Genomic DNA, 19,860 nt, shown 5'->3' on the forward strand with positions numbered 1-19,860 from the left:
GATCGCGCCCCCCGTTCGTACGGTGACCGTCCTGAGCGTGGTGGCCGCGCCTCCGGTGGTTTCGACCGCGACGCCCGTCCGGCCCGCAGCTACGACCGCAGCGATCGTCCGGCCCGTGACGACCGCTCGCGTGACGATCGCGCCCCCCGTTCGTACGGTGACCGTCCTGAGCGTGGTGGCCGCGCCTCCGGTGGTTTCGACCGCGACGCCCGCCCCGCGCGTGACGCCGGTCGCGGCAGCGACTTCTACCCCAAGCGCGATTCGGCCACGCACTACTCGCCCGAGGACGACGTCAAGCTCGAGAAGCTCAAGGCCGAGGTCGTCACCGCGGCCGACGTCGAGGGTGTGAGCTTCGGCGACCTGGGCCTCGGCGACAACATCGAGCGTCAGCTGGCCTCGATGGGTGCCGCGGCTCCGTTCGCGATCCAGGCCGCGACGATCCCCGACGTGCTCGCCGGTCGTGACGTGCTCGGTCGCGGCCGCACGGGCTCGGGCAAGACGATCGCCTTCGGCGCCCCCCTGGTCGAGAAGCTGATGGAGAACAACGGCGCCAAGAACCGCAAGATGGGCCGCAAGCCCCGTGCGCTGATCCTCGCCCCGACCCGTGAGCTCGCGATGCAGATCGACCGCACCGTGCAGCCCATCGCCCGCTCGGTCGGCCTGTTCACCACGCAGGTCTACGGCGGCGTGCCCCAGCAGCGTCAGGTCGGTGCGCTCAACCGCGGCGTCGACATCGTCATCGGCACCCCCGGTCGCATCGAGGACCTCATCGACCAGGGTCGTCTCGACCTGAGCGAGGTCGTCGTGACCGTGCTCGACGAGGCCGACCACATGTGCGACCTCGGGTTCCTCGAGCCGGTGCAGCGCATCATCCGCGAGACCGCGACGGTCCGCCCCGACGGCGCCCGCGCCCAGAAGCTGCTCTTCAGCGCGACCCTCGACAAGGGCGTGGCGAAGCTGGTCGACGAGTTCCTGGTCGACCCGGCCGTGCACGAGGTCGCCGGTGAGGACCAGGCCAGCGCCACGATCGACCACCGCGTGCTGCTGATCGAGCAGCGCGACAAGACCGCGGTCATCGAGCAGCTCGCCTCGGGTGGCGGAAAGACCCTGGTCTTCGCCCGCACCCGCGCCTTCGCCGAGCAGCTCGCCGACCAGCTCGAGGACGCCGGCATCCGCTCGACGAGCCTGCACGGCGACCTGAACCAGGCCCGCCGCACGCGTAACCTGCAACTGCTCACCAGCGGCAAGGTCAACGTGCTCGTCGCGACCGACGTCGCCGCCCGCGGCATCCACGTCGACGACATCGAGCTCGTCGTCCAGGCCGACATGCCCGACGAGTACAAGACCTACATGCACCGCTCCGGCCGCACCGGCCGTGCGGGCAAGGAGGGCACCGTCGTCACGCTCATCACGCGTCAGCGCCGCCGTCGCATGGAAGAACTCCTCGACCGCGCCGAGATCGACGCCGAGATGATCGAGGCCCGCTCGGGCGATCGTCTGATCGACGAGCTCGCGGGCGTGCAGGCGTAGCGAGCGCTCCTCGGGGGCGCGCACCGCCCCTCCTCGGCTCTCGAACCCCGTTTCGGACCATGAACCCCGCATCTCGGGGGTTCATCGTTCGGAACGGGGTTCTTCGTCGTGTGGCCGACCGGGGGTCTCAGCGGCCGGTGGCTAGCGGCGGTCGAGCAGGCCGCGCACGTACGAGGCCTGGCCCAGGTGCTGCACGCAGTCGTTCAAGATGCTGACGAGGCGGGCGCCGGCGGTGACCGGAGGGTCCCACGCCTCGTCGACCACGTCCTCGTACGAGGCACCGTCGAGGTCGCCGAGGTAGCCGCGCGTCCGCAGCGTGACGGCCTCGAGATAGCCGACCAGCAGCTCGGCATCGACCCGCACCGCGGCCACGTCGGACGGCGACATGCCGTAGCCCATCTCGGCCGACGAGAACGGCAGCCCGAACGACTCGGCCCAGCCGTCGGCGGTCCAGACCTGGTCGGACGCCGCCAGGTCGGCGATCTGGACGTCCTGCCCGCGGGCGGTGTGCCAGACGAGCCAGGCGATCGTGTTCGCCTCGTCGTCAGGGCGCCAGGCGAGGTCGTCGACCGAGAGGTCGGCGACCGCCCGCACGGCGATGGCGGGGAGGCGCGAGAAGGCTTCGACGAGGACGTCCGAGGGAGTCATCGACCCACCCTACGACCGGCCACGCGCGCCGGTCCGGGCCGGAGGCGGCCGACGCGGCGGCTGCTCAGGCGTCGATGGCGCCGACGGCGTCGTCGCCTGCCGCGGCGCGCGTGAGCGAGTCGCCGATCGCGCGCATCGCCGCCGCGAGGAAGTCGAGGTGGTTGGGGTCGACGGCGTCGCGGAACGCCCTGCGGTAGAAGTCGTGGATCTGGTCGATCGCCTCGCGGCCGGCCGGGGCGAGTTCGAGCAACACGCTCCGTCGGTCGGACGGGTGCGGCTGGCGCGTGATGTACCCGCCGCTCTCGAGCCGGTCGACCAGGCTCGTGGTCGCCCCGGTCGACAGCTCGAGGAACTCGGCGGCGCGCTTGGGGGTCGTGTCGTGATCGCTGGCGATGAACGTCAGGCAGCGCAGGTCCGTGGTGCCCATGCCGAAGTGGTCGGCGACGACCTTCTGCACGCGCTCGCCCTGTCGTTGCAGGGACGCGTAGGCCGTGAGGACGAGGGTCACGTCGAGCTGTCCCTCGTCGTCGAGGGGCGGTGGGGAGCCGGCGGGCGGCTGGGGCGAGACGTCGGACATGATGGGCTCTCTGCTGGCGGGGCGGCGACGCGAGGACGGAGCGAAGACGAGGAGGCGCGGCGACGGGCGCCACGGACCCTCAGGTTACCTCGTCGAGTGAGTTGTTCGAGCTTCGAATCACCTGCCGACCCGTTGCGAACGTGTACCGATCGTCCTTGCAGCATCCTCTTTCGGCGAGTATCTTGAAACGCGAGCAACTTGACAGCGGTAACGTCATCCGAGCTGCTCGACCCGCTGCCGGTGGTTCTCCCCCTGTGACCGGCGGCGTCCCCGCGCGGCCCGTGGCCTCATGCGGACCCGGTGGTGGCCGACCGTGAATCGGCCACCACCTCTCCGGAGCGGAGGCGGCCCGACCGCCTCCGCCTCGAGGCCCGACGGGGTCACCGCGCGATCGGGTTGGCCAGCGTTCCGGCGTAGATCAGTGACGACGACTGCGCCGCCAGGTCGACCATCTGCCGGGTGTCGCGCAGCTGCAGCCGGTTGAGGCACGAGTGGTCGAAGCGCGCCGCCCGCAGGTCGACCGATCCCGGCAGGTCCGGGTGCTCGTCGGCGTGCCGGTCGACGCACTCGGCCACGAGCGCCCAGAACCGGGCCGCGGGCAGCACGCCGTCGCCGTCGAGGATCGCGGCCAGGTGCCGGAACACCCCGTCGAAGACGTCGGTGAACACCGCCAGCGCCTTCTCGCGGTCGTCGACCGGGTGCACGGTCCGTCGCACGGCCTCGGGGACCTCGCGAGGGGCGACGACGACGATCTCCTCGCCGATGTCCTTCATGAACGCCGCGGTCGGCACGCAGCCCTCGAGCACGAGGATGACGTTCTCGCCGTGCGGCATGAACGCCAGGTCGTGCGCCCGCAGGCAATGCACGACCGGCCGCAGGTACGCGTGCAGGTACGACCGCAGCCAGTCCTCGGCCGACACCCCGGAGGCCTTCACGAGCGCGGACGCGAGCGCGTCGCCGGCACCGTCCCGGTGCAGCAACGCTGCCATCGTGGCCAGGCGCTCGCCCGGCCCGACCAGCGGCACCGGGCTCTCGCGCCAGAGGGCCGCGATCATCTTGCGGTGCGGCGACGGGGTCGTGGTCCGGTGGTGGACGTCACCGGTGTAGCCGACGGAGGCGCGCTCCCTCAGGACCCGGAACCGCGCCTCCTGCAGGGTCGCGTCGGTGCGCACGAGGTCGTGCACCCAGTCGTTGATGGCGGGCGTCGGCCTCATGTAGGCCGGCGAGAGACCGCGGACGAAGCCCATGTTCTGGATCGCCAGCGCCGTCTTGACGTAGTGCCGGTCGGGACGGCTGCGGTTCGCGAAGGTGCGGATCGACTGCTGCGCCTGGTACGTGTCGTCGCCCTCGCCGAGCAGGACGAGGTCGCGCCGCGCGACGTCCGGCGCGAACGAGATCGAGATGCGATGCTGCCACTGCCACGGGTGGACCGGCAGGTAGTGAAACGCCGCCGGGTCGAGGCCCTTCGCGGTGAGGGTCGCGTCGAACCGGGCGAGGGTCGCGGGGCCCAGCTCGGCCTGCCACAGCGATCGTTCGTCGAGCCCGGCGCCGAGCGCGAGGTGCGTGACCCACCGGCGGGCCGCCAGCCAGACCAGTCGCACGGGCGCCGCGGCCTCGGGCGCGAAGGCGTGGAACTCGTCGAGTCCGAGACCGATGCGTCCGTTGTTCGCGACGAAGCCCGGGTGGCCCTCGGTCATGGCGGACTCGACCGTCTGGAAGTCCGCGGTCGTCAGATGCTCGGCCGTCGGCCCTCCGCGGTGACGTTTGTAGGCGGCGCTCGCCAGGGTCGACGAGACCTCCTCGAGGTAGGTGGCGAGCAACGACTCGGGGATGCCGAGCAGGTCGTCCAGCTCGACGATCAACGCGAGGGCGTCCAGCGGTTCGGGGTGGCCGTCGACCGTGCGCACGACCGTCGTCTCGTCGATCGCCCAGTGCTCGAGGGCCTGCCGGCGGGCGTCGAAGCGGTAGTCGACGTGGTGGCCGTCGTGGTCGAGCGAGACGCGCCAGGGGGCGGCGGTCGGGGCGGCGTCGTGGTGCGCTGCGTCGTCGACCGCTGTGTCGTGGTGCGCTGTGTCGGCGACCGCTGTGTCGTGGTGCGCTGCGTCGGCGACCGCGGCGCCGTCGGCCACCGGGGCGATCAGCCGCTCGTGGGCGAATTCGCTCAGAGCCTTGGCCACGAGGTGCCGGTGTGCCCACTCCATCGGCCCGGGTGCGAGGTGCGCCGCCGCCCGGTCGTGCCGCGTCAGCACCGAGAGCCGTGCCGTCTTGTCGGGCAGCCCGACCTCGCCGAGCGCGCGGAACCCCACCTCGTCGTTCTTCACCGCGATGCGGTCGTTGGCCACGTCGGGCTCGACGACGATCCGCCGGGCCTGCTCGATCTCGAAGACGAAGTCGACGACGCTCGCCATCACCGCGCTGGTCAGCCCGTGCACCCGCTGCCCCCGGGGCGGGGCGACGAGCAGGTGCAGGCCCACGTCGCCCGGCTCGGCGTCGTGGACCTCGGTCAGCAGCACCTCGGCGGGGTCGTAGGTCTCGACGAAGAACGTCGGCTCGCCGTCGACCCGGCCGAGCCAGGCCTGCTGGTGCGGGTCGGCCTCGATGGTGGCGAGGTAGGCGCGCACCTCGTCGGTGCTCAGGCCCGCCATCTGCCAGGCGGCCGACGCCGGATGCGCCAGCCAACGGCGCAGACAGACGGCATAGGGGTCGGCGGCGAACGGCTCGATCGTGACCAGGCCGCAGGAGGCGCGGCGCGAGAACGCGACGCCCGTCGCCCGGTCGTCGGTGCGGGACGGGGCTTCGGGCGCGAGCGCCTCGATGTCGTGGGTGGTGCTCATCGGGTGACCCGCGCCTCCTCGGTCGGTGTCGGTTCGGGCGGGCGGCCGCCGGGCCGAACCCGACCGTCGTCCGGGTCCGGGGCGTGCACATCCCGACCGTCGCGGGGCGACACGCCGCTCACTTCCGCTCTGGAGGGGGCCTGCGCATCGGACGTGTCGCGAATTGCGCACCCGGGAGGAGGGGCGGAGGCGGCAGGGGCGGCGGCGGCGGAGGCGGTGGGGCGGCCGAAGGTCTGGAAGGCGATGCGGCGTTCGAGGGGGTAGGGCTCGCGGCCGGTGATCGAGGCGATGATGCTCGAGTTCCGCCACGCGCCGAAGCCGAGGTCGGGGGCGGTGAGGCCGTGGGTGTGCTCCTCGGCGTTCTGGACGAACAGCCGGCCCCGGCCGCCGTCGATCGAGTAGTCGCGCGCCACGGCCAGGCGGCCGAGGTCGTCGCGGTCGACCCGGTCGCCGAGCGCGTCGAGGAAAGTCGGCACCCGGGCGGCGTAACCCGTCGCCACGACGAGCGCCTCGGTGCGGCGGGTGGCCGTGGTGTCGAGCTGCGCGTGCCGCAGCGTGAGCTCGATCTGCTCGTCGTCGTCGATCCACCGGGCGTCGACGAGCTCGGTCTCGGTGAGGAGGGTCGAGTCGACGGGCCCGTCGACGCTGAGCCGGTAGAGCGTGTCGTACACGTCGTCGACGAGGTCGCCGCTGATGCCCTTGTGGAGGCTGCGCTGCTCGCGGCCCAACCGGTCGCGGGTCTCGCGCGGCAGCGAGTGGAAGTGGTCGGTGTACTCGGGGCTGGTCAGTTCGAGGGTGAGCTTCGTGTACTCCATCGGGAAGAACCGCGGCGACCGGGTGATCCAGTCGAGCCGGTGCCCCGGGCGGGCCCCGACGCGGGTCGTGTCGAGCAGGTCGCGGTAGATCTCGGCGGCCGACTGCCCGCTGCCGACGATCGTCACCGAGTCGGCGGCCCGCAGGCGATCGCGGGCCGCCAGGTAGTCGGCGCTGTGCACGACGGGACCGCCCGGGCCGCGCCGGTCGGCGAGACGCCGGAGCGGTTCGGGCAGGCGCGGCTCGGTGCCCACCCCCAGCACGACGTGACGGGCGTGCCAGGTCTCTGCGGCTCCGTCGGTGCCGCGTCGCGAGGTCACGAGGTACGTGCCGTCGGGCTGCTCCTCGACGCTGGTGACTCGGCGACCCCAGCGCAGCGTGTCGAGCTGGTCGGCGACCCACCGGCAGTAGGCGTCGTACTCGGCCCGCAGGGGGGAGAAGTCCTCGCGGATGTAGAACGGGTAGAGCCGGCCCGTCGTCTTCAGCCAGTTCAGGAAGCCGAAGCGCGAGGTCGGGTCGGCCATCGTCACGAGGTCCGCCAGGAACGGCACCTGGATCGTCGCGCCCTCGATCATCATGCCGGGGTGCCAGCAGAAGCCGTCGGCCTGGTCGAGGAACACCGCGTCGACGTCGTCGAGCGGGTCGGTGAGGGCGGCCAGGCCGAGGTTGAACGGGCCGATGCCGACGCCGACGAGGTCGTGGAGGCGCGGGGTGGCGGCGGTCGCGGTGGCGGCTGCGGGTGCCGCGGTCGTGGCGGCGGTCATCGGGCGGCCTCCGTCGCGACGGCGACCAGGGTGGCGGCGTCGTTCTCGAGCAGCGCCCACGAGGAGGCGCGGACCAGCTCGAGCACGCCCCTCACGTCGTCGAGACCCGCGTCGGGGTTCAGCAGCGTCAGCTTGAGGCACGGGCGCCCGTCGACCACGGTCTTCGCGACGATCGCGCGCCCCGACTCGAAGAGCACGCGTCGCACGAGCGGCACGAGCCGGTCGGCGGTCGCGTCGTCGACCTCCGCCGGCTGCCAGCGGAACAGCGCCGTGCTGAGCTGCGTCTCGGCGAGCAGGACGAACTCGTCGTCGTCGCGCAGCAGGTCGTGGGCGTCGGCAGCGAGGTCGATCACCCGGTCGACCAACTCGCCGACGCCATCGGCGCCGAGGGCGCGCAGCGTCGCCCAGAGCTTGAGCGCGTCGAACCGTCGGGTGGTCTGCAGCGACTTCGACACCTGGTTCGGCTCGGGGTCGGCGAGCGGGTTGAGGTAGTCGGCGTGCCAGGCGACCGGGTCGAGGTCGTGACCGTCGCGCACGACCAGCGCGCTCGACGACACCGGCTGGAAGAACGTCTTGTGGAAGTCGACGGTGACGGACCGCGCACGCTCGATGCCGTCGAGCAGGTGTCGACGTGTGGGCGAGACGAGCAACCCGCCACCGTAGGCGGCGTCGACGTGCAGCCAGACGCCCGTGCGGTCGCAGACCTCGGCGATCGCGGTGAGCGGGTCGAGGCACCCGCGGTCGGTCGTGCCGGCGGTCGCCACCACCGCGATCGGCAGATGTCCGGCCTGACCGAGGGCGTCCACCGTGACGGCGAGGGCCTCGGGCAGCATCCGGCCGGCGGCGTCGGTGGGCACGGTCACGACGGCGTCCTCGCCGAGCCCGAGCAGTCGGGCCGACTTCTGCACGCTGAAGTGGCTCTCGGCGGTGGCGATCACGACCATGCGGCCCAGCAGGTCGTGCCGCGCCGTGGCGTGCGGGACGGGACGGTGACCGGGGGTGGCCGTGTTCCGCAGCCGCGCCTCCTCGGCCCTCGCCTCGTCGCGGGCGCGCGTCGTGGCGTGCTCACGGGCGAGCAGCAGGGCGTGCAGGTTGGACTGCGTGCCGCCCGAGGTGAAGACGCCGTCGCGGGTGGCCGGGTCGAAGCCGATGCGCCCGGCGGTCCAGTCGACGAGCCGACGTTCGATCAGGGTGCCGACGGTCGACTGGTCGTAGGTGTCGACCGACGGGTTCACCGCGGCGAGCACGGCCTCGGCGGCGACGGCGGGCAGGGCGACCGGGCAGTTGAGATGCGACTGGTAGGCGGGGTCGTGGAACCAGACGGCGTTCGCCGTGAACAGCTCGTCGACCTCGCGCAAGGCGTCGTCGGTGCCGGCGCCCGGGGCGTCGAGGTCGACGGCGTCGACGAGGTGCTGCAGGTGGGCGCGACCCTCGCCCGAGAAGGGTTGGCGCGTGGTGCGGAAGCGGTCGGCGATCCGGGCGACGGCGGCGCCGGTGAGGCGCTCGTACTCGTCGGCGGTCGCGGTGGTGAGCAGTGCGGACGCGTGTTGTTCGGACACGGGTCTCCTTCGGATCGTGGTGGAGCAGTGGGGCAGGGCGCGGGTTCGCGGGTCGTGCGGGTCGTGCAGGTCGTGCGGGACGTGCGGGTCGTGCGGGTCGTGCGGGTGGCTCGACGTCGGCGTGCCCGTCGGGGCGTGGTCGCCGATGCCGGATGCGGCCCGCGGTTCGTTAGGTTAGCCTTACCTTATGTCGACCCGCCGTCCGCCCGTCAAGCCCGCCGAACCCCGCCTGCACCGTCTCGAGGTGCTGCGCTCCAAGCGCGTCTCGCCGAGTTTCCAGCGCGTCACCGTCGTCGGCGACGACCTGCACGAGTTCGGCGACATGGGCTTCGACCAGTGGTTCCGGCTGTTCCTGCCGCTGCCCGGCAGCGGCTCGTTGAGGCTGCCGCGGGCGACGACCTCGCTCTGGTACGCGCAGTACCTGGCGATCCCCGAGCCCGAGCGTCCGCACTGCGCCAACTACACGGTGCGCGAGTTCCGGCCGGCGGGGTCGGGCGCCTCGTCCTCCGACGCCTCGCGGGCCCAGCTCGACATCGACTTCGTGCTGCACCGCGGCGACTCGGGCGAGCTCGAAGGAGGCGCGGCGATCTGGGCCTGCGCCGCCCGCCCCGGCGACGCCCTCGGCCTGCTCGATCAGGGCGTGCTGTTCAACGCCCCCGACGACGCGACCGAGATCCACCTGGTCGCCGACGAGACCGGGCTGCCGGGCACCGAGGGCATCGTGCGGTCGCTGCACCGCGCCTCCGTGGGGTCGGTGATCCAGGAGGTGCCGACCCGGGCCGACGTGCGTCCGCTCGACGCGCCCGACGGCGTCGAGGTGACCTGGGTCGTGCGGGACGAGCTCGACCCGCGGGCGCTCGGCGGAGGCGCGGGCGCGGCCGGCGCCGGTGCCGGTGCTGGTGCTGACTTTTTGCCGGGGGAGGGGGCGCTCGCCGCGCTGCTGTCGCGGTCGGCGGCCGACCCGCGGGCCTACGCCTACGTCGTGGGGGAGTCCGCGCTGGCGACCGGCGGGCGGCGGCACCTGCACGCGGCGGGCCTGCCGAAGGACCGCATCACGTTCTCGGGGTACTGGAAGCGCTGAGGGCCCGGTCCGCGTCGCTCACCAGGCCGCGGGCAGCGGCTCCCCTGCCGCGGGCGGGTGCTCGACGAGGGCGACGGCGTCGTCGCGGCCGATGTGGCCGGGAAAGTTGTAGCGGGCGAACCGGCCGGTCGGGTCGTGGATCGACGTGGGCAGGGCGACGGAGCTGCGGCGCAGCGCCTCCGCCAACACGGCGGTCGAGGTCGGGTCGAGGGTGGCGTCCTGCCGGTCGCGCAGGATGAACTCGAGCCGCGCCTCCTTGGCTGTCAGGCGCAGTACGAGCACGCGACCGCCGGTGCCGACCGGCGCCGTCGTCAGGACGGCACGGTCGACCTGGGTCAGGGGGATCGGTCGGCGGGTGCCGGCGCGCAGCTGTCCGGAGTCGAGGTCGACCCAGGGCTGCGGCGCCAGGGCGTTCCGGATCAGCGTGATCACGGCGACGATCCCGACCGTGACACCGATGGCGATCAGCAGAGCGAGGTCCCAGCGGAAGGTCGCCTCGGCGATGCGGAAGAAGAAGCTGACGCCCTGGATCGCCGCGAGGAACGCGAAGGCCGTCGTCGCCCCCACCCAGGTCGACCACCAGCGGCGCTCGCCGATGCGCACCCAGCCGTGCGGCAGTTCGGCGGGTGCGCGGGTGGCCGGGTCGTGCTCGACCGTTTCGGGGTCGGTCGAGCCGGTCGGGTCGCCAGGAGGCGCGGGCGCGTCGTCGGGATCGCTCACCCCGCCGACGCTACCGCCGCCCGGGGTGTGAGGCCCGGGGGTGCGAGTCGCACCATCGGATGAACGTCGCGCCGTGTATTTGGGCGGTGCGACGTTCAGTTGGTGGTGCGACGCCTGCTCGCGTCGGGGTCAGGGCTCGTGCCCGTGCGGCGTGCCGAACCCGACCGCTCGTGCCCCGTGCAGCGTGCCGAACCCGACGAGGGGAGCGCGGCGCGCCGCTCATCTTCCGGCCCGAGCGGCGCGCCGCGCCTGCGTTGTCGCGATTTGCACAGGAGGGCGCGGCGGCGGCGGGGGCGGGGGCGGGGGGCGGGGCGGCGAGGAGGCGCGGGTCAGGCCCGCAGGACGCGCGCCTCCCAGGGGTCGAGCGTCAGCCCGGACCCGCCGGGCACGGTGCCGATCACGATCTGCGGTACCGACCGGCGGCGCAGCGCCGGGTGCAGAGCGGGGTCGAGCTCGTACGGCTCACCCGACCAGTTCGCCAGGACGAGCAGCTGCTCGTCCCCGAGGGTGCGGGTGAACGCGTACAGCCGCTCGTCGTCCGGGGCGAGCAGCTCGAACGAGCCGAGCGCCACGACCGGCGACTCGTGCCGCAGGGCGATCAGGCGACGGTAGTGCTCGAACACCGAGCGTTCGCCGCTCGCACGGTCGGCCTCGACGTTCACGGTGTCGTGGTTCGCGACCACCTCGATCCACGGCGTGCCGGTGCTGAATCCCGCCGCCGCGCCTCCTGACCACTGCACCGGGGTGCGCGCGTTGTCGCGGCTGCGGAAGCGCAACGACTCGAGCAGGGCTTCGGGCTCCGCGCCCGCGGCGACCGACTCCTCGTACCAGTTGACCGACTCGATGTCGCGGTACTGCTCGATCGAGGTGAAGCCCGCGTTCGTCATGCCGATCTCGTCACCCTGGTAGACGTACGGTGTTCCGCGGTGCAGGTGCAGCACGGTCGCCAGCACCATCGCCGACTCGACCCGGTACCGGCCGTCGTCGCCGAAGCGCGACACCGAGCGGGGCTGGTCGTGGTTGCCGAGGTAGAGGCTGTTCCAGCCCTGGTCGGCGAGACCGTTCTGCCAGCGCGACAGCGAGCGTTTCAGCGCCACGAGGTCGAAGGGGCGGTTGTCGAACTTCGAGTCCGGGCCGTGGTCGAGGCCGACGTGCTCGAACTGGAACACCATGTCGAGCTCGTGCCGGTCGGCCGCCGTGAACAGCCTCGCGTCGTCGACGGTCACGCCCGGCATCTCGCCCACCGTGATCAGGTCACGGTCGGTGCGGTGCGCGAAGACCTCGCGGTGCATCTCGCGCAGGTGGTCGTGGATCTGCCCACCCATCACGAAGTGCGGTGCGCCCGGCGCCAACGACGAGGGCTCCTTCGCGATGTGGTTGATCACGTCCATGCGGAAACCGTCGACGCCCCGGTCGAGCCAGCGGTTCATCATGTCGAAGACGGCGCGGCGCAGGTCGGGGTTCTGCCAGTTCAGGTCGGGCTGCTTCGAGGCGAACATGTGCAGGTAGTACTGGCCCGTGCGCTCGTCGAGGGTCCAGGCCGGGCCGCTGAACGCGCTCCGCCACGCGGTCGGGTACGTGCCGGCACCGGGCGTTCCGGCCGCGTCCGTCCCCTCGCCCTCGGGCAGCGGATCACGCCAGAGGTACCAGTCGCGCTTCGGGTCGTCGCGCGACGAGCGGGCCTCGACGAACCACGGGTGCTCGTCACTGGTGTGGTTGACGACGAGGTCCATGACGAGCTTCATGCCCAGCGCGTGGACCTCGTCCAGCAGGGCGTCGAACTCGTCGAGCGTGCCGAACGAGGGATCGATGTCGTCGTAGTCGCTGATGTCGTAGCCGTTGTCGGCCTGGGGCGAGCGGTAGATCGGCGACAGCCAGATCACGTCGACCCCCAGGTCGTGCAGGTGCCCGAGTCGCCGGCGGATGCCGCCGAGATCGCCCACCCCGTCGCCGTTCGAGTCCGCGAAGCTGCGCGGGTAGATCTGGTAGACCGTCGCCGTCGTCCACCACGCGGGCGGGGCGGTCGTGGGGCCGGTGTCGTTCGTCGTCGGGTCACTCACCCGCCCAGCCTGTCACGGCGGGACCGACGGGGACGAGGAGGCGCGGGCCGGCTCTCGACGGCGGCGTCAGCCCGTCGCGTCGGTGCGGCCGAGCTCGCGCTCGAGCAGCTCGAGGTCGATCTTGACGTGCTCACGGGCGATCCCCGCCGCGTCCGCCGCCCGTCCGTCGCAGATGGCGGCGACGAGTGCCTCGTGGTCGGCGAGGGCGCGCAGCTCCATCTCGCGCATGCCGTCCGGCCCACCCCAGAGGTGCGCCGGTGCCGAGATGCTCACCCGGGCCTCGAGGTCGAACAGCACGCCGCGCAGCGTGGCATTGCCCGCGGCCTCGGCGATCGCGACGTGCAGGGCCTCGTCGGCCTTCTGCGCCGCGAGCCCCGACGGTGCGTCGCGGTAGCCCTCGAGTCGATCGCGCAGCCGGACGACGTCGGTGGGCGTGCGGTTCTCGGCGGCGGCCTCGGCGACGACGCCGTGCAAGCGACTGATCGCCTCGCTGGTGTCGCGCAGGTCGGACCAGCGCGCCGAGAGGGTGCGCCGCACGACGTCGCTGCCCGCGCCCGGCGGCGGCGCCTGGACGAACGACCCGCCCCCGCGCCCGCGTTGCGTCACGATCAGCCCCTGCTCGACCAGCCGGGCCAGGGCGGCACGGACGGTCATGCGCCCGACCCGCAACGAGGCGGCGAGGTCGCGCTCGGCGGGCAGGCGTGAGCCCGGGAGGTACTCGCCGATGGTGATGGCCGTGACGAGGCGGTCGGTGATGTCGTCGACCCGGGTCGTCGGTGCGAGGGGAGCCCCGAGCGCACCGCCGAGGGGGCCGTCGGCCGCGACGTCCGGGCGTGGGTCGCCCGCGCCTCCTCGGTTGTCGTCCTGGCCCATCGCGTCCCCGTCCCCGTGTATCCACCCGCCGCCGGCCCGGCGGACGAGGTCTCGTCGTGTTACAGGCAGATTAAGGCATCGCGAAAGGTCTTGTCGCGAGACCTTAGGCGGGTGCATGCTCACCGGCATGTCCACGATCACCACCGGCACCGCCCCCTTCCACGACGCCGAGACCTGGTACCGCGTCACCACGCCCGACGAGCCGCGCGAGGGTGCGCTGTCCCTCGTCGTGCTGCACGGTGGCCCGGGGATGGCCCACGACTACCTGCGCAACCTCGAGGCCCTCGCCGACGAGACCGGCCGCACCGTCGTGCACTACGACCAGCTCGGCTGCGGCCGCAGCACCCACCTGCCCGACGCCCCCGTCGAGTTCTGGCGGCCCGAGCTGTTCGTCGCCGAGTTCGAGAACCTCGTCGCGCACCTCGGCCTCGAGCGGTACCACCTGCTCGGGCAGTCGTGGGGAGGGATGCTCGGTGCCGAGATCGCCGTCACGGCGCCGGTCGGACTGGCGAGCCTGGCGATCTGCAACTCGCCCGCGTCCATGCAGCTCTGGGTCGAGGGGGCCGGCAAGCTGCGGGCGCAGCTGCCGACCGACACCCAGGAGGCGCTGGCCCGGCACGAGGCGGACGGCACGACCACCGACCCCGCGTACCTCGCCGCCACCCAGGTGTTCTACGAGCGTCACGTCTGCCGCGTGGTGCCCATGCCGCAGGACTTCGTCGACAGCGAGCAGCAGATGGAGGCCGAGCCGACCGTCTACCACACGATGAACGGGCCGAACGAGTTCCACGTCATCGGCACGATGCGCGACTGGACGATCGTCGACCGCCTGTCGTCCGTCACCGCGCCGACGCTCGTCGTCGCGGGCGAGTTCGACGAGGCCACCCCCGCGACGTGGCAACCGTTCGTCGACGGCATCGGCGACGTCCGCTCGCACGTGTTCGCGGGCGCCAGCCACTGCTCGCACCTCGAGCAACCCGAGGAGTTCCGCGCGGTCGTCGCGCCGTTCCTGGCGACGCACGACGAGCTGCGCGACGCGAGCCGCGCCTCCTGACCGGCGTGGGTCGCGCCTCCCGAACCGGCGCGGCCCACGTCTTCCCCCACCCGCACCGTCCCCGATCCCCACCCGAGCGAGAGAGCACACCATGTCCCTGCCCACGAAGGCCGCCGCCGGCGGTGAGCTGAGCAACCAGCAGCAGCTCGAGCAGTACGGCTACAAGCAAGAACTCAAACGGTCGGTCTCGACCGTCGACCTGCTCATCTACGGCCTGATCTTCATGGTCCCGATCGCGCCCTGGGCGATCTTCGGCACCGTCTACAACGCCTCCTCGGGCATGGTCCCGTTGGTCTACCTGGTCGGTCTCGTCGCGATGATCTTCACGGCGCTGGCCTACGCGCAGATGGCGAAGTCGATCCCCCTGGCCGGCTCGGTCTTCTCCTACGTCGGGCGCGGCATCCATCCCGTGGCCGGGTTCTTCGCCGGCTGGGCCATCCTGCTCGACTACCTGTTGGTGCCTACGCTGCTCTACGTCTTCGCGGCCGAGTCGATGATCGGCATCTTCCCCGGCACCGCCCGCTGGATGTGGGCCCTGATCTTCGTCGCGATCAACACCGCCGTGAACCTGCTCGGCATCAGCTCGATCAAGCTCATGAACCGGGTGTTCCTCGCCATCGAGGTCGTCTTCATCGTGATCTTCGTCATCATCGCCGTGACGGCGTTGAACGGTGGCACGATCCCCGGCGCCGAGTTCACCACCGATCCGATCTGGGACTCGAGCAAGGTCACCGCACCGCTGATCGCCTCGGCGCTGTCGATCGCCGTGCTGAGCTTCCTCGGCTTCGACGGCATCTCGACCCTCGCCGAGGAGAGCACCGGCAAGCGTGGCGGAGCCGGCAAGGCCATGATCATCGCCCTGTTCATCGTGGCGTTCTGCTTCGTGCTGCAGACCTGGCTGGCCAGCGCCCTCGCCGGTGGTCGCGACTCGTTCCCCGAGGGGGAGGCCGGCAACGCCTTCTTCGACCTGGTGCGCGAGGCCTCGAACAGCGGATGGGCGACGGCGTTCTTCGTCGTCAACGTCCTGGCCGTCGGCATCGCCAACGCCATGGCCGCACAGGCCGCGACCTCGCGTCTGCTGTTCTCGATGAGCCGTGACAAGCAGCTGCCGGCCTTCCTGTCGACGATCAACACGCGTCAGGTGCCACAGGCCGCGATCCTCGTCGTGTCGGCGCTCTCGGCCGTGCTCGTTCTCTTCTTCGTCGGCCAGATCGACGTCATCTCATCGCTCGTCAACTTCGGGGCGCTCTTCGGCTTCATGCTGCTGCACGTGTCGGTCGTGGTGCACTACGTCGTCAAGAAGAAGTCGCGCAACTGGCTGCTGCACCTCGTCGTGCCCGTGATCGGGTTCCTGATCATCGGCTACGTGCTCGTCAACGCGGCACCCGAGGCCAAGATCGGCGGCGTGGTCTGGCTGGTGCTCGGCGCGGGCGTGTTCCTCTACTACCGCAGCCGAGGAGGCGCGGCGCCGACCCTCGGGCAGGCAGCCGACGACGACACGGTCACCTCGACCCCCTCCGCCGACTCCGAACGGCGCGACGCGTGAGCGCCGTCGACGGCATCGACCACTTCCTCGGCAAGGAGCACGGCCGCCCCGGCTTCACCGCCTCGGTCCCGCCGGCCCTGCGCATCGAACCCGGTACGGGCGAGCGCATCGGGTTCGAGACGAGCGACGCCGTCTACGCCGAGCTGCACGAGCACCGCGACCTCGCGAAGCTGTCGGTGCCGATCAACCCGGTCACCGGGCCGGTCTACGTCGAGGGCGCGAAGCCGGGCGACGCGCTCGCGGTGACCGTGCACGAGATCCGTCTGATCGAGCACGGCTGGTCGGTCAGCCTGCCCGGATCAGGAGCGCTGCAGCACGTGATGGGCGACGAGATGTTCACCCGGCGTGTACCGATCGACTCGGACGGGGTGCACGTGACCGACCGGCACGTCTTCGAGGCCCGGCCCATGATCGGTTGCATGGGCACGGCGCCGGCCCAGGGCGAGAACTCGACGATCATGCCCACGTACGCCCAGGGCGGCAACATGGACGTCACCGAGAACACGATCGGCTCGACGGTCTACCTGCCGGTCATGGTCGAGGGCGCGTACCTGTCGATCGGCGACGTGCACGCCATCATGGCCGAGGGCGAGTCGTCGTTCGTGGCGATCGAGGCCGAGGGCACGGCGGTGGTCTCGATCGACCTGGTGCCGGGGCTCGGACTGCGGGCGCCGCGCATCGAGACCGCCGACGACTGGATCTTCGTCGGCCTCGGCGACCCGGTGCAGGAGAGCATCCGTCGCGGTTACGAGGACGCCTTCTCGTTCTTGGTCGACGACCACGGCTGGTCGCGAGGTGACGCGTACGCGGTGCTGAGCGCGGTCGGGCACTCGAGGCTCGGAGGCCCCACCGGCTCGGTCGCCCCCGATCCGCTGCACCCGTTCGACGCCGTCGGCGCGGTCACCCTGCACCGCGTGCCCAAGAGCGTGCTCTAGCGCGCGCCGCGCCGCGCGCCGCGTCGCTGCGCCGCTGCGCGGCGTCCGCGTCGCACCACCGACTGGACGTCGCACCGCCGAATTCGGCGGTGCGACGTCCAGTCCATGGTGCGTCAGGTACCTCTCGCGGGTCGTGCAGCACGGAGTGCGAGACTGGTCGGCAACGACACGGCCGTCACCGACGACGGCAGACGGCGGGCCGCGATGACGCCCGCCCCACCAGAGAGGGTGGCCGATGGGCACGCAGCACGAGCAGGCGTCCGAGCACGCAGACGACGCCGGGGCGACGGGCGACGCGAGCAGCGGGGGCGACGTGACCCGCGCCTCCTCGTCCGGGGCCCCGGGCGGGCCCGGCAGCCCGGCAGCCGACCTCGTCGTGCACACGGTGCGGGTCCACCGCAGCGACGAGCCGCTGGCCCGCGAGGACGAACTCGCCTGGCGCCTCGCCGTGCTCGCCACCGACCACGCCCCCGTCGACGACGACGTGACCGAGATGGTGATCAACCGCCTGATCGACAACGCGGCGGTCTCGGCCGCCTCGCTGCTGCGCGCGCCGGTCGCCGTCGCGCGCGACCAGGCGCTCGCACACCCCCCGACCAGCGGAGGCGCGGGTGCGCAGGTCACGGGCGTCGCGCCCGAGCACCCCGTCTCGCCCGAGTGGGCCGCCTGGTCGAACGGGGTCGCCGTGCGTGAGCTCGACTTCCACGACACGTTCCTCGCGGCGGAGTACTCGCACCCCGGCGACAACATCCCGGCCCTCGTGGCCGTGGCGCAGCACCGCGGACTCGACGGGGCGGCCCTGCTGCGCGGGATTGTCACCGGCTACGAGGTGCAGGTCGACCTCGTCCGGGCGATCAGCCTGCACGCCCACAAGATCGACCACGTCGCCCACCTCGGCCCGTCGGTCGCCGCCGGGCTCGGCACGATGCTCGGGCTCTCGACCGAGGTGGTGCACCAGGCGATCGGCCAGGCGCTGCACACGACGACGGCCACGCGGCAGTCGCGCAAGGGGGCGATCTCGTCATGGAAGGCCTACGCCCCCGCCCACGCCGCCAAGGCCGCGGTGGAGGCCGTCGACCGGGCGATGCGCGGGCAGGGCAGTCCCGCTCCGATCTACGAGGGCGAGGACGGCGTGATCGCCTGGCTGCTCGACGGGCCCGGGGCGTCGTACGACGTGCCCCTGCCGGCACCGGGCACGTCGAAGCGGGGCATCCTCGACACCTACACGAAAGAGCACTCGGCCGAGTACCAGGCCCAGGCGTGGATCGACCTGGCCCGCCGACTCGGCCGCTCGCATCCGGTGTTGCGTGACCCCTCGCAGGTGCGCGGCATCGTCCTGCACACCAGCCACCACACGCACGTCGTGATCGGCTCGGGGGCGAACGATCCGCAGAAGTACGATCCGACGGCCAGCCGCGAGACGCTCGACCACTCGATCCCCTACATCGTGGCCGTCGCCCTGCAGGACGGCGAGTGGCACCACGAGCGCAGCTACGCCCCCGCCCGCGCGCAGAGGCCCGACACCGTCGAGCTGTGGCAGCGCATCACCACGGCCGAGGACCCCGCCTGGACCGCCCGCTACCACTCGACCGATCCCGCCGAGAAGGCCTTCGGCGGCCGCATCGAGGTCGAGTTCGTCGATGGGACGACCCTCGTGGACGAGATCGCCGTCGCCGACGCCCACCCCCTGGGGGCGCGGCCCTTCGGACGCGAGGACTACGTCCGCAAGTTCTGCACGCTGGCCGAGGGCGTGCTGCCGCGCGGAGAGGTCGAGCGGTTCGTCGACCTGGCCACGCGCCTCCCCTCGTTGACGGCGGACGAGGTGCGGCGACTCGGCATCGTCGCGCCCGACGCGCTCGCGGGTTCGGCCGCCCAGCCGGGCGGGCTGTTCTGATGCTGTACTCGACGGTGTCGCCGGCCGACAAGCGCGCGACGTTCCGGGCGGGGCTGGCCGACGAGCGCACCGTGGTCTTCCCCGGCGCCTTCACCCCGTTGACCGCCCGCCTGATCGAGCAGAAGGGCTTCGACGGCGTCTACGTCTCGGGTGCCGTGATGGCCAACGAGCTCGGGCTGCCCGACATCGGCCTCACCACGCTGACCGAGGTCGCCACGCGGGCCGGCCAGATCGCGTCGATGACCGACCTGCCCGTGCTCGTCGACGCCGACACCGGCTTCGGCGAGCCCATGAACGTCGCCCGGACCGTCCAGGCACTGGAAGCCGCCGGCGTGGCCGGACTGCACGTCGAGGACCAGGTCAACCCCAAGCGCTGCGGTCACCTCGACGGCAAGCAGGTCGTCGACGTGGCGACCGCGACCGGTCGCATCCGGGCCGCGGTCGAGGCCCGGCGCGATCCCGCGCTCGTGATCATGGCGCGCACCGATGTCCGGGCGCTCGACGGGCTCGCGGCGACGATCGACCGCGCCCGTGCCCTGGTGGACGCGGGCGCCGACGCGATCTTCGCCGAAGCGATGGCCGACCTCGGCGAGTTCGAGGCGATCTGCTCGGCCCTCGACGTACCCGTGCTCGCCAACATGACCGAGTTCGGCAAGAGCCCACTGTTCACGCATCGCCAGCTGCACGACGTCGGGGTGAGCATGGTGATCCACCCGGTGTCGCTGATGCGGGCGGCGATGGGGGCGGCGTCCCGAGCGCTCGACGCGCTGGGCGCCGACGGCACGCTCGAGTCGCAGGTGCCGTCGATGCAGACCCGTGCCGAGCTGTACGAGCTGATCGACTACCCCGGTTACGCGCGCTTCGACGCCGGCGTGTACGACTTCACACTCGACGCCTGACCGGGCTGAGGGGCTGAGGGGGCTGACGGGGCTGAGGGGGCTGACGGGGCTGAGGGGGCTGATCGCTGACGCC

At 72.2% G+C, this 19,860-nt stretch carries 15 protein-coding genes; 7 read left to right on the forward strand and 8 right to left on the reverse strand.

The genetic code is table 11. From position 1 onward, the window contains the following. The coding region (locus HRF36_RS11835) for a DEAD/DEAH box helicase (RefSeq protein WP_217271260.1) at positions 1-1,530 on the forward strand (1,530 nt) is incomplete at its 5' end. 141 nt (positions 1,531-1,671) lie between these two features. Here the strand turns inward: HRF36_RS11835 and HRF36_RS11840 are convergent. From HRF36_RS11840 to HRF36_RS11860, 5 genes are all read right to left on the reverse strand, one after another. Then, positions 1,672-2,178, reverse strand: a complete 507-nt coding sequence (locus HRF36_RS11840; RefSeq protein WP_173210173.1) for a DinB family protein — start codon at positions 2,176-2,178, stop codon at positions 1,672-1,674. Between the two features lie 64 nt (positions 2,179-2,242). Further along, a complete protein-coding gene (locus HRF36_RS11845) occupies positions 2,243-2,755 on the reverse strand; it encodes a MarR family winged helix-turn-helix transcriptional regulator (RefSeq protein ID WP_173210175.1) in 513 nt (170 codons plus the stop codon). Positions 2,756-3,135: 380 nt separating this feature from the next. Continuing rightward, positions 3,136-5,589 carry a GNAT family N-acetyltransferase gene (locus HRF36_RS11850; RefSeq protein ID WP_173210177.1) on the reverse strand — a complete coding sequence of 818 codons (2,454 nt, stop codon included), beginning with the start codon at positions 5,587-5,589 and terminating at the stop codon, positions 3,136-3,138. Continuing rightward, positions 5,586-7,166, reverse strand: a complete 1,581-nt coding sequence (locus HRF36_RS11855; protein ID WP_173210179.1) for a lysine N(6)-hydroxylase/L-ornithine N(5)-oxygenase family protein — start codon at positions 7,164-7,166, stop codon at positions 5,586-5,588. The genes HRF36_RS11850 and HRF36_RS11855 overlap by 4 nt, the downstream gene beginning before the upstream one ends. Continuing rightward, the gene (locus HRF36_RS11860; protein ID WP_173210181.1) at positions 7,163-8,725 is read right to left on the reverse strand and encodes a pyridoxal-dependent decarboxylase; all 1,563 of its coding nucleotides are present in this window, start codon (positions 8,723-8,725) and stop codon (positions 7,163-7,165) included. The genes HRF36_RS11855 and HRF36_RS11860 overlap by 4 nt, the downstream gene beginning before the upstream one ends. A gap of 187 nt (positions 8,726-8,912) precedes the next feature. Between HRF36_RS11860 and HRF36_RS11865 the strand changes: the two genes are divergently transcribed. Then, complete coding sequence (locus HRF36_RS11865) at positions 8,913-9,806, forward strand: siderophore-interacting protein (protein ID WP_173210183.1); 894 nt, start codon at positions 8,913-8,915, stop codon at positions 9,804-9,806. An 18-nt stretch (positions 9,807-9,824) separates the two neighbouring features. Here the strand turns inward: HRF36_RS11865 and HRF36_RS11870 are convergent, their stop codons facing one another. From HRF36_RS11870 to HRF36_RS11880, 3 genes are all read right to left on the reverse strand, one after another. After that, the gene (locus HRF36_RS11870) at positions 9,825-10,526 is read right to left on the reverse strand and encodes a hypothetical protein (protein WP_173210185.1); all 702 of its coding nucleotides are present in this window, start codon (positions 10,524-10,526) and stop codon (positions 9,825-9,827) included. A 329-nt stretch (positions 10,527-10,855) separates the two neighbouring features. After that, positions 10,856-12,586, reverse strand: a complete 1,731-nt coding sequence (locus HRF36_RS11875; RefSeq protein WP_173210187.1) for an alpha-glucosidase — start codon at positions 12,584-12,586, stop codon at positions 10,856-10,858. Between the two features lie 66 nt (positions 12,587-12,652). Continuing rightward, positions 12,653-13,459 carry a FadR/GntR family transcriptional regulator gene (locus tag HRF36_RS11880; RefSeq protein WP_173210189.1) on the reverse strand — a complete coding sequence of 269 codons (807 nt, stop codon included), beginning with the start codon at positions 13,457-13,459 and terminating at the stop codon, positions 12,653-12,655. Between the two features lie 127 nt (positions 13,460-13,586). Between HRF36_RS11880 and HRF36_RS11885 the strand changes: the two genes are divergently transcribed. The 5 genes from HRF36_RS11885 to prpB all read left to right on the forward strand — a co-directional run bounded on the left by HRF36_RS11885 (position 13,587) and on the right by prpB (position 19,787). Continuing rightward, the gene (locus HRF36_RS11885) at positions 13,587-14,513 is read left to right on the forward strand and encodes a proline iminopeptidase-family hydrolase (RefSeq protein ID WP_254281301.1); all 927 of its coding nucleotides are present in this window, start codon (positions 13,587-13,589) and stop codon (positions 14,511-14,513) included. Between the two features lie 91 nt (positions 14,514-14,604). Beyond that, positions 14,605-16,059: an APC family permease gene (locus tag HRF36_RS11890; RefSeq protein ID WP_173210193.1), complete on the forward strand. Its 1,455-nt coding sequence runs from the start codon at positions 14,605-14,607 to the stop codon at positions 16,057-16,059. Further along, a complete protein-coding gene (locus tag HRF36_RS11895) occupies positions 16,056-16,994 on the forward strand; it encodes an acetamidase/formamidase family protein (RefSeq protein WP_217271261.1) in 939 nt (312 codons plus the stop codon). The genes HRF36_RS11890 and HRF36_RS11895 overlap by 4 nt, the downstream gene beginning before the upstream one ends. 235 nt (positions 16,995-17,229) lie before the next feature. After that, on the forward strand, positions 17,230-18,888 hold the full coding sequence (locus HRF36_RS11900; protein ID WP_173210195.1) for an MmgE/PrpD family protein: 1,659 nt from the start codon (positions 17,230-17,232) through the stop codon (positions 18,886-18,888). Continuing rightward, complete coding sequence (gene prpB, locus HRF36_RS11905; protein ID WP_173210197.1) at positions 18,888-19,787, forward strand: methylisocitrate lyase; 900 nt, start codon at positions 18,888-18,890, stop codon at positions 19,785-19,787. Before HRF36_RS11900 ends, prpB begins: the two co-directional genes overlap by 1 nt. The last annotated feature ends 73 nt before the right edge of the window (positions 19,788-19,860 follow it).

Origin of the sequence: Frigoribacterium sp. VKM Ac-2836 (assembly GCF_013248995.1) — a bacterium.
GTDB lineage: Bacteria > Actinomycetota > Actinomycetes > Actinomycetales > Microbacteriaceae > Frigoribacterium.

What these genes read in the sequence shown, in the direction of transcription:
- HRF36_RS11840 (WP_173210173.1), bottom strand. Translation starts at nt 2,178, where the DNA reads ATGACTCCCTCGGACGTCCTCGTCGAAGCCTTCTCGCGCCTCCCCGCC.
- HRF36_RS11845 (WP_173210175.1), bottom strand. Translation starts at nt 2,755, where the DNA reads ATGTCCGACGTCTCGCCCCAGCCGCCCGCCGGCTCCCCACCGCCCCTC.
- HRF36_RS11850 (WP_173210177.1), bottom strand. Translation starts at nt 5,589, where the DNA reads ATGAGCACCACCCACGACATCGAGGCGCTCGCGCCCGAAGCCCCGTCC.
- HRF36_RS11855 (WP_173210179.1), bottom strand. Translation starts at nt 7,166, where the DNA reads ATGACCGCCGCCACGACCGCGGCACCCGCAGCCGCCACCGCGACCGCC.
- HRF36_RS11865 (WP_173210183.1), top strand. Translation starts at nt 8,913, where the DNA reads ATGTCGACCCGCCGTCCGCCCGTCAAGCCCGCCGAACCCCGCCTGCAC.
- HRF36_RS11880 (WP_173210189.1), bottom strand. Translation starts at nt 13,459, where the DNA reads ATGGGCCAGGACGACAACCGAGGAGGCGCGGGCGACCCACGCCCGGAC.
- HRF36_RS11885 (WP_254281301.1), top strand. Translation starts at nt 13,587, where the DNA reads ATGTCCACGATCACCACCGGCACCGCCCCCTTCCACGACGCCGAGACC.
- HRF36_RS11890 (WP_173210193.1), top strand. Translation starts at nt 14,605, where the DNA reads ATGTCCCTGCCCACGAAGGCCGCCGCCGGCGGTGAGCTGAGCAACCAG.
- HRF36_RS11900 (WP_173210195.1), top strand. Translation starts at nt 17,230, where the DNA reads ATGGGCACGCAGCACGAGCAGGCGTCCGAGCACGCAGACGACGCCGGG.
- prpB (WP_173210197.1), top strand. Translation starts at nt 18,888, where the DNA reads ATGCTGTACTCGACGGTGTCGCCGGCCGACAAGCGCGCGACGTTCCGG.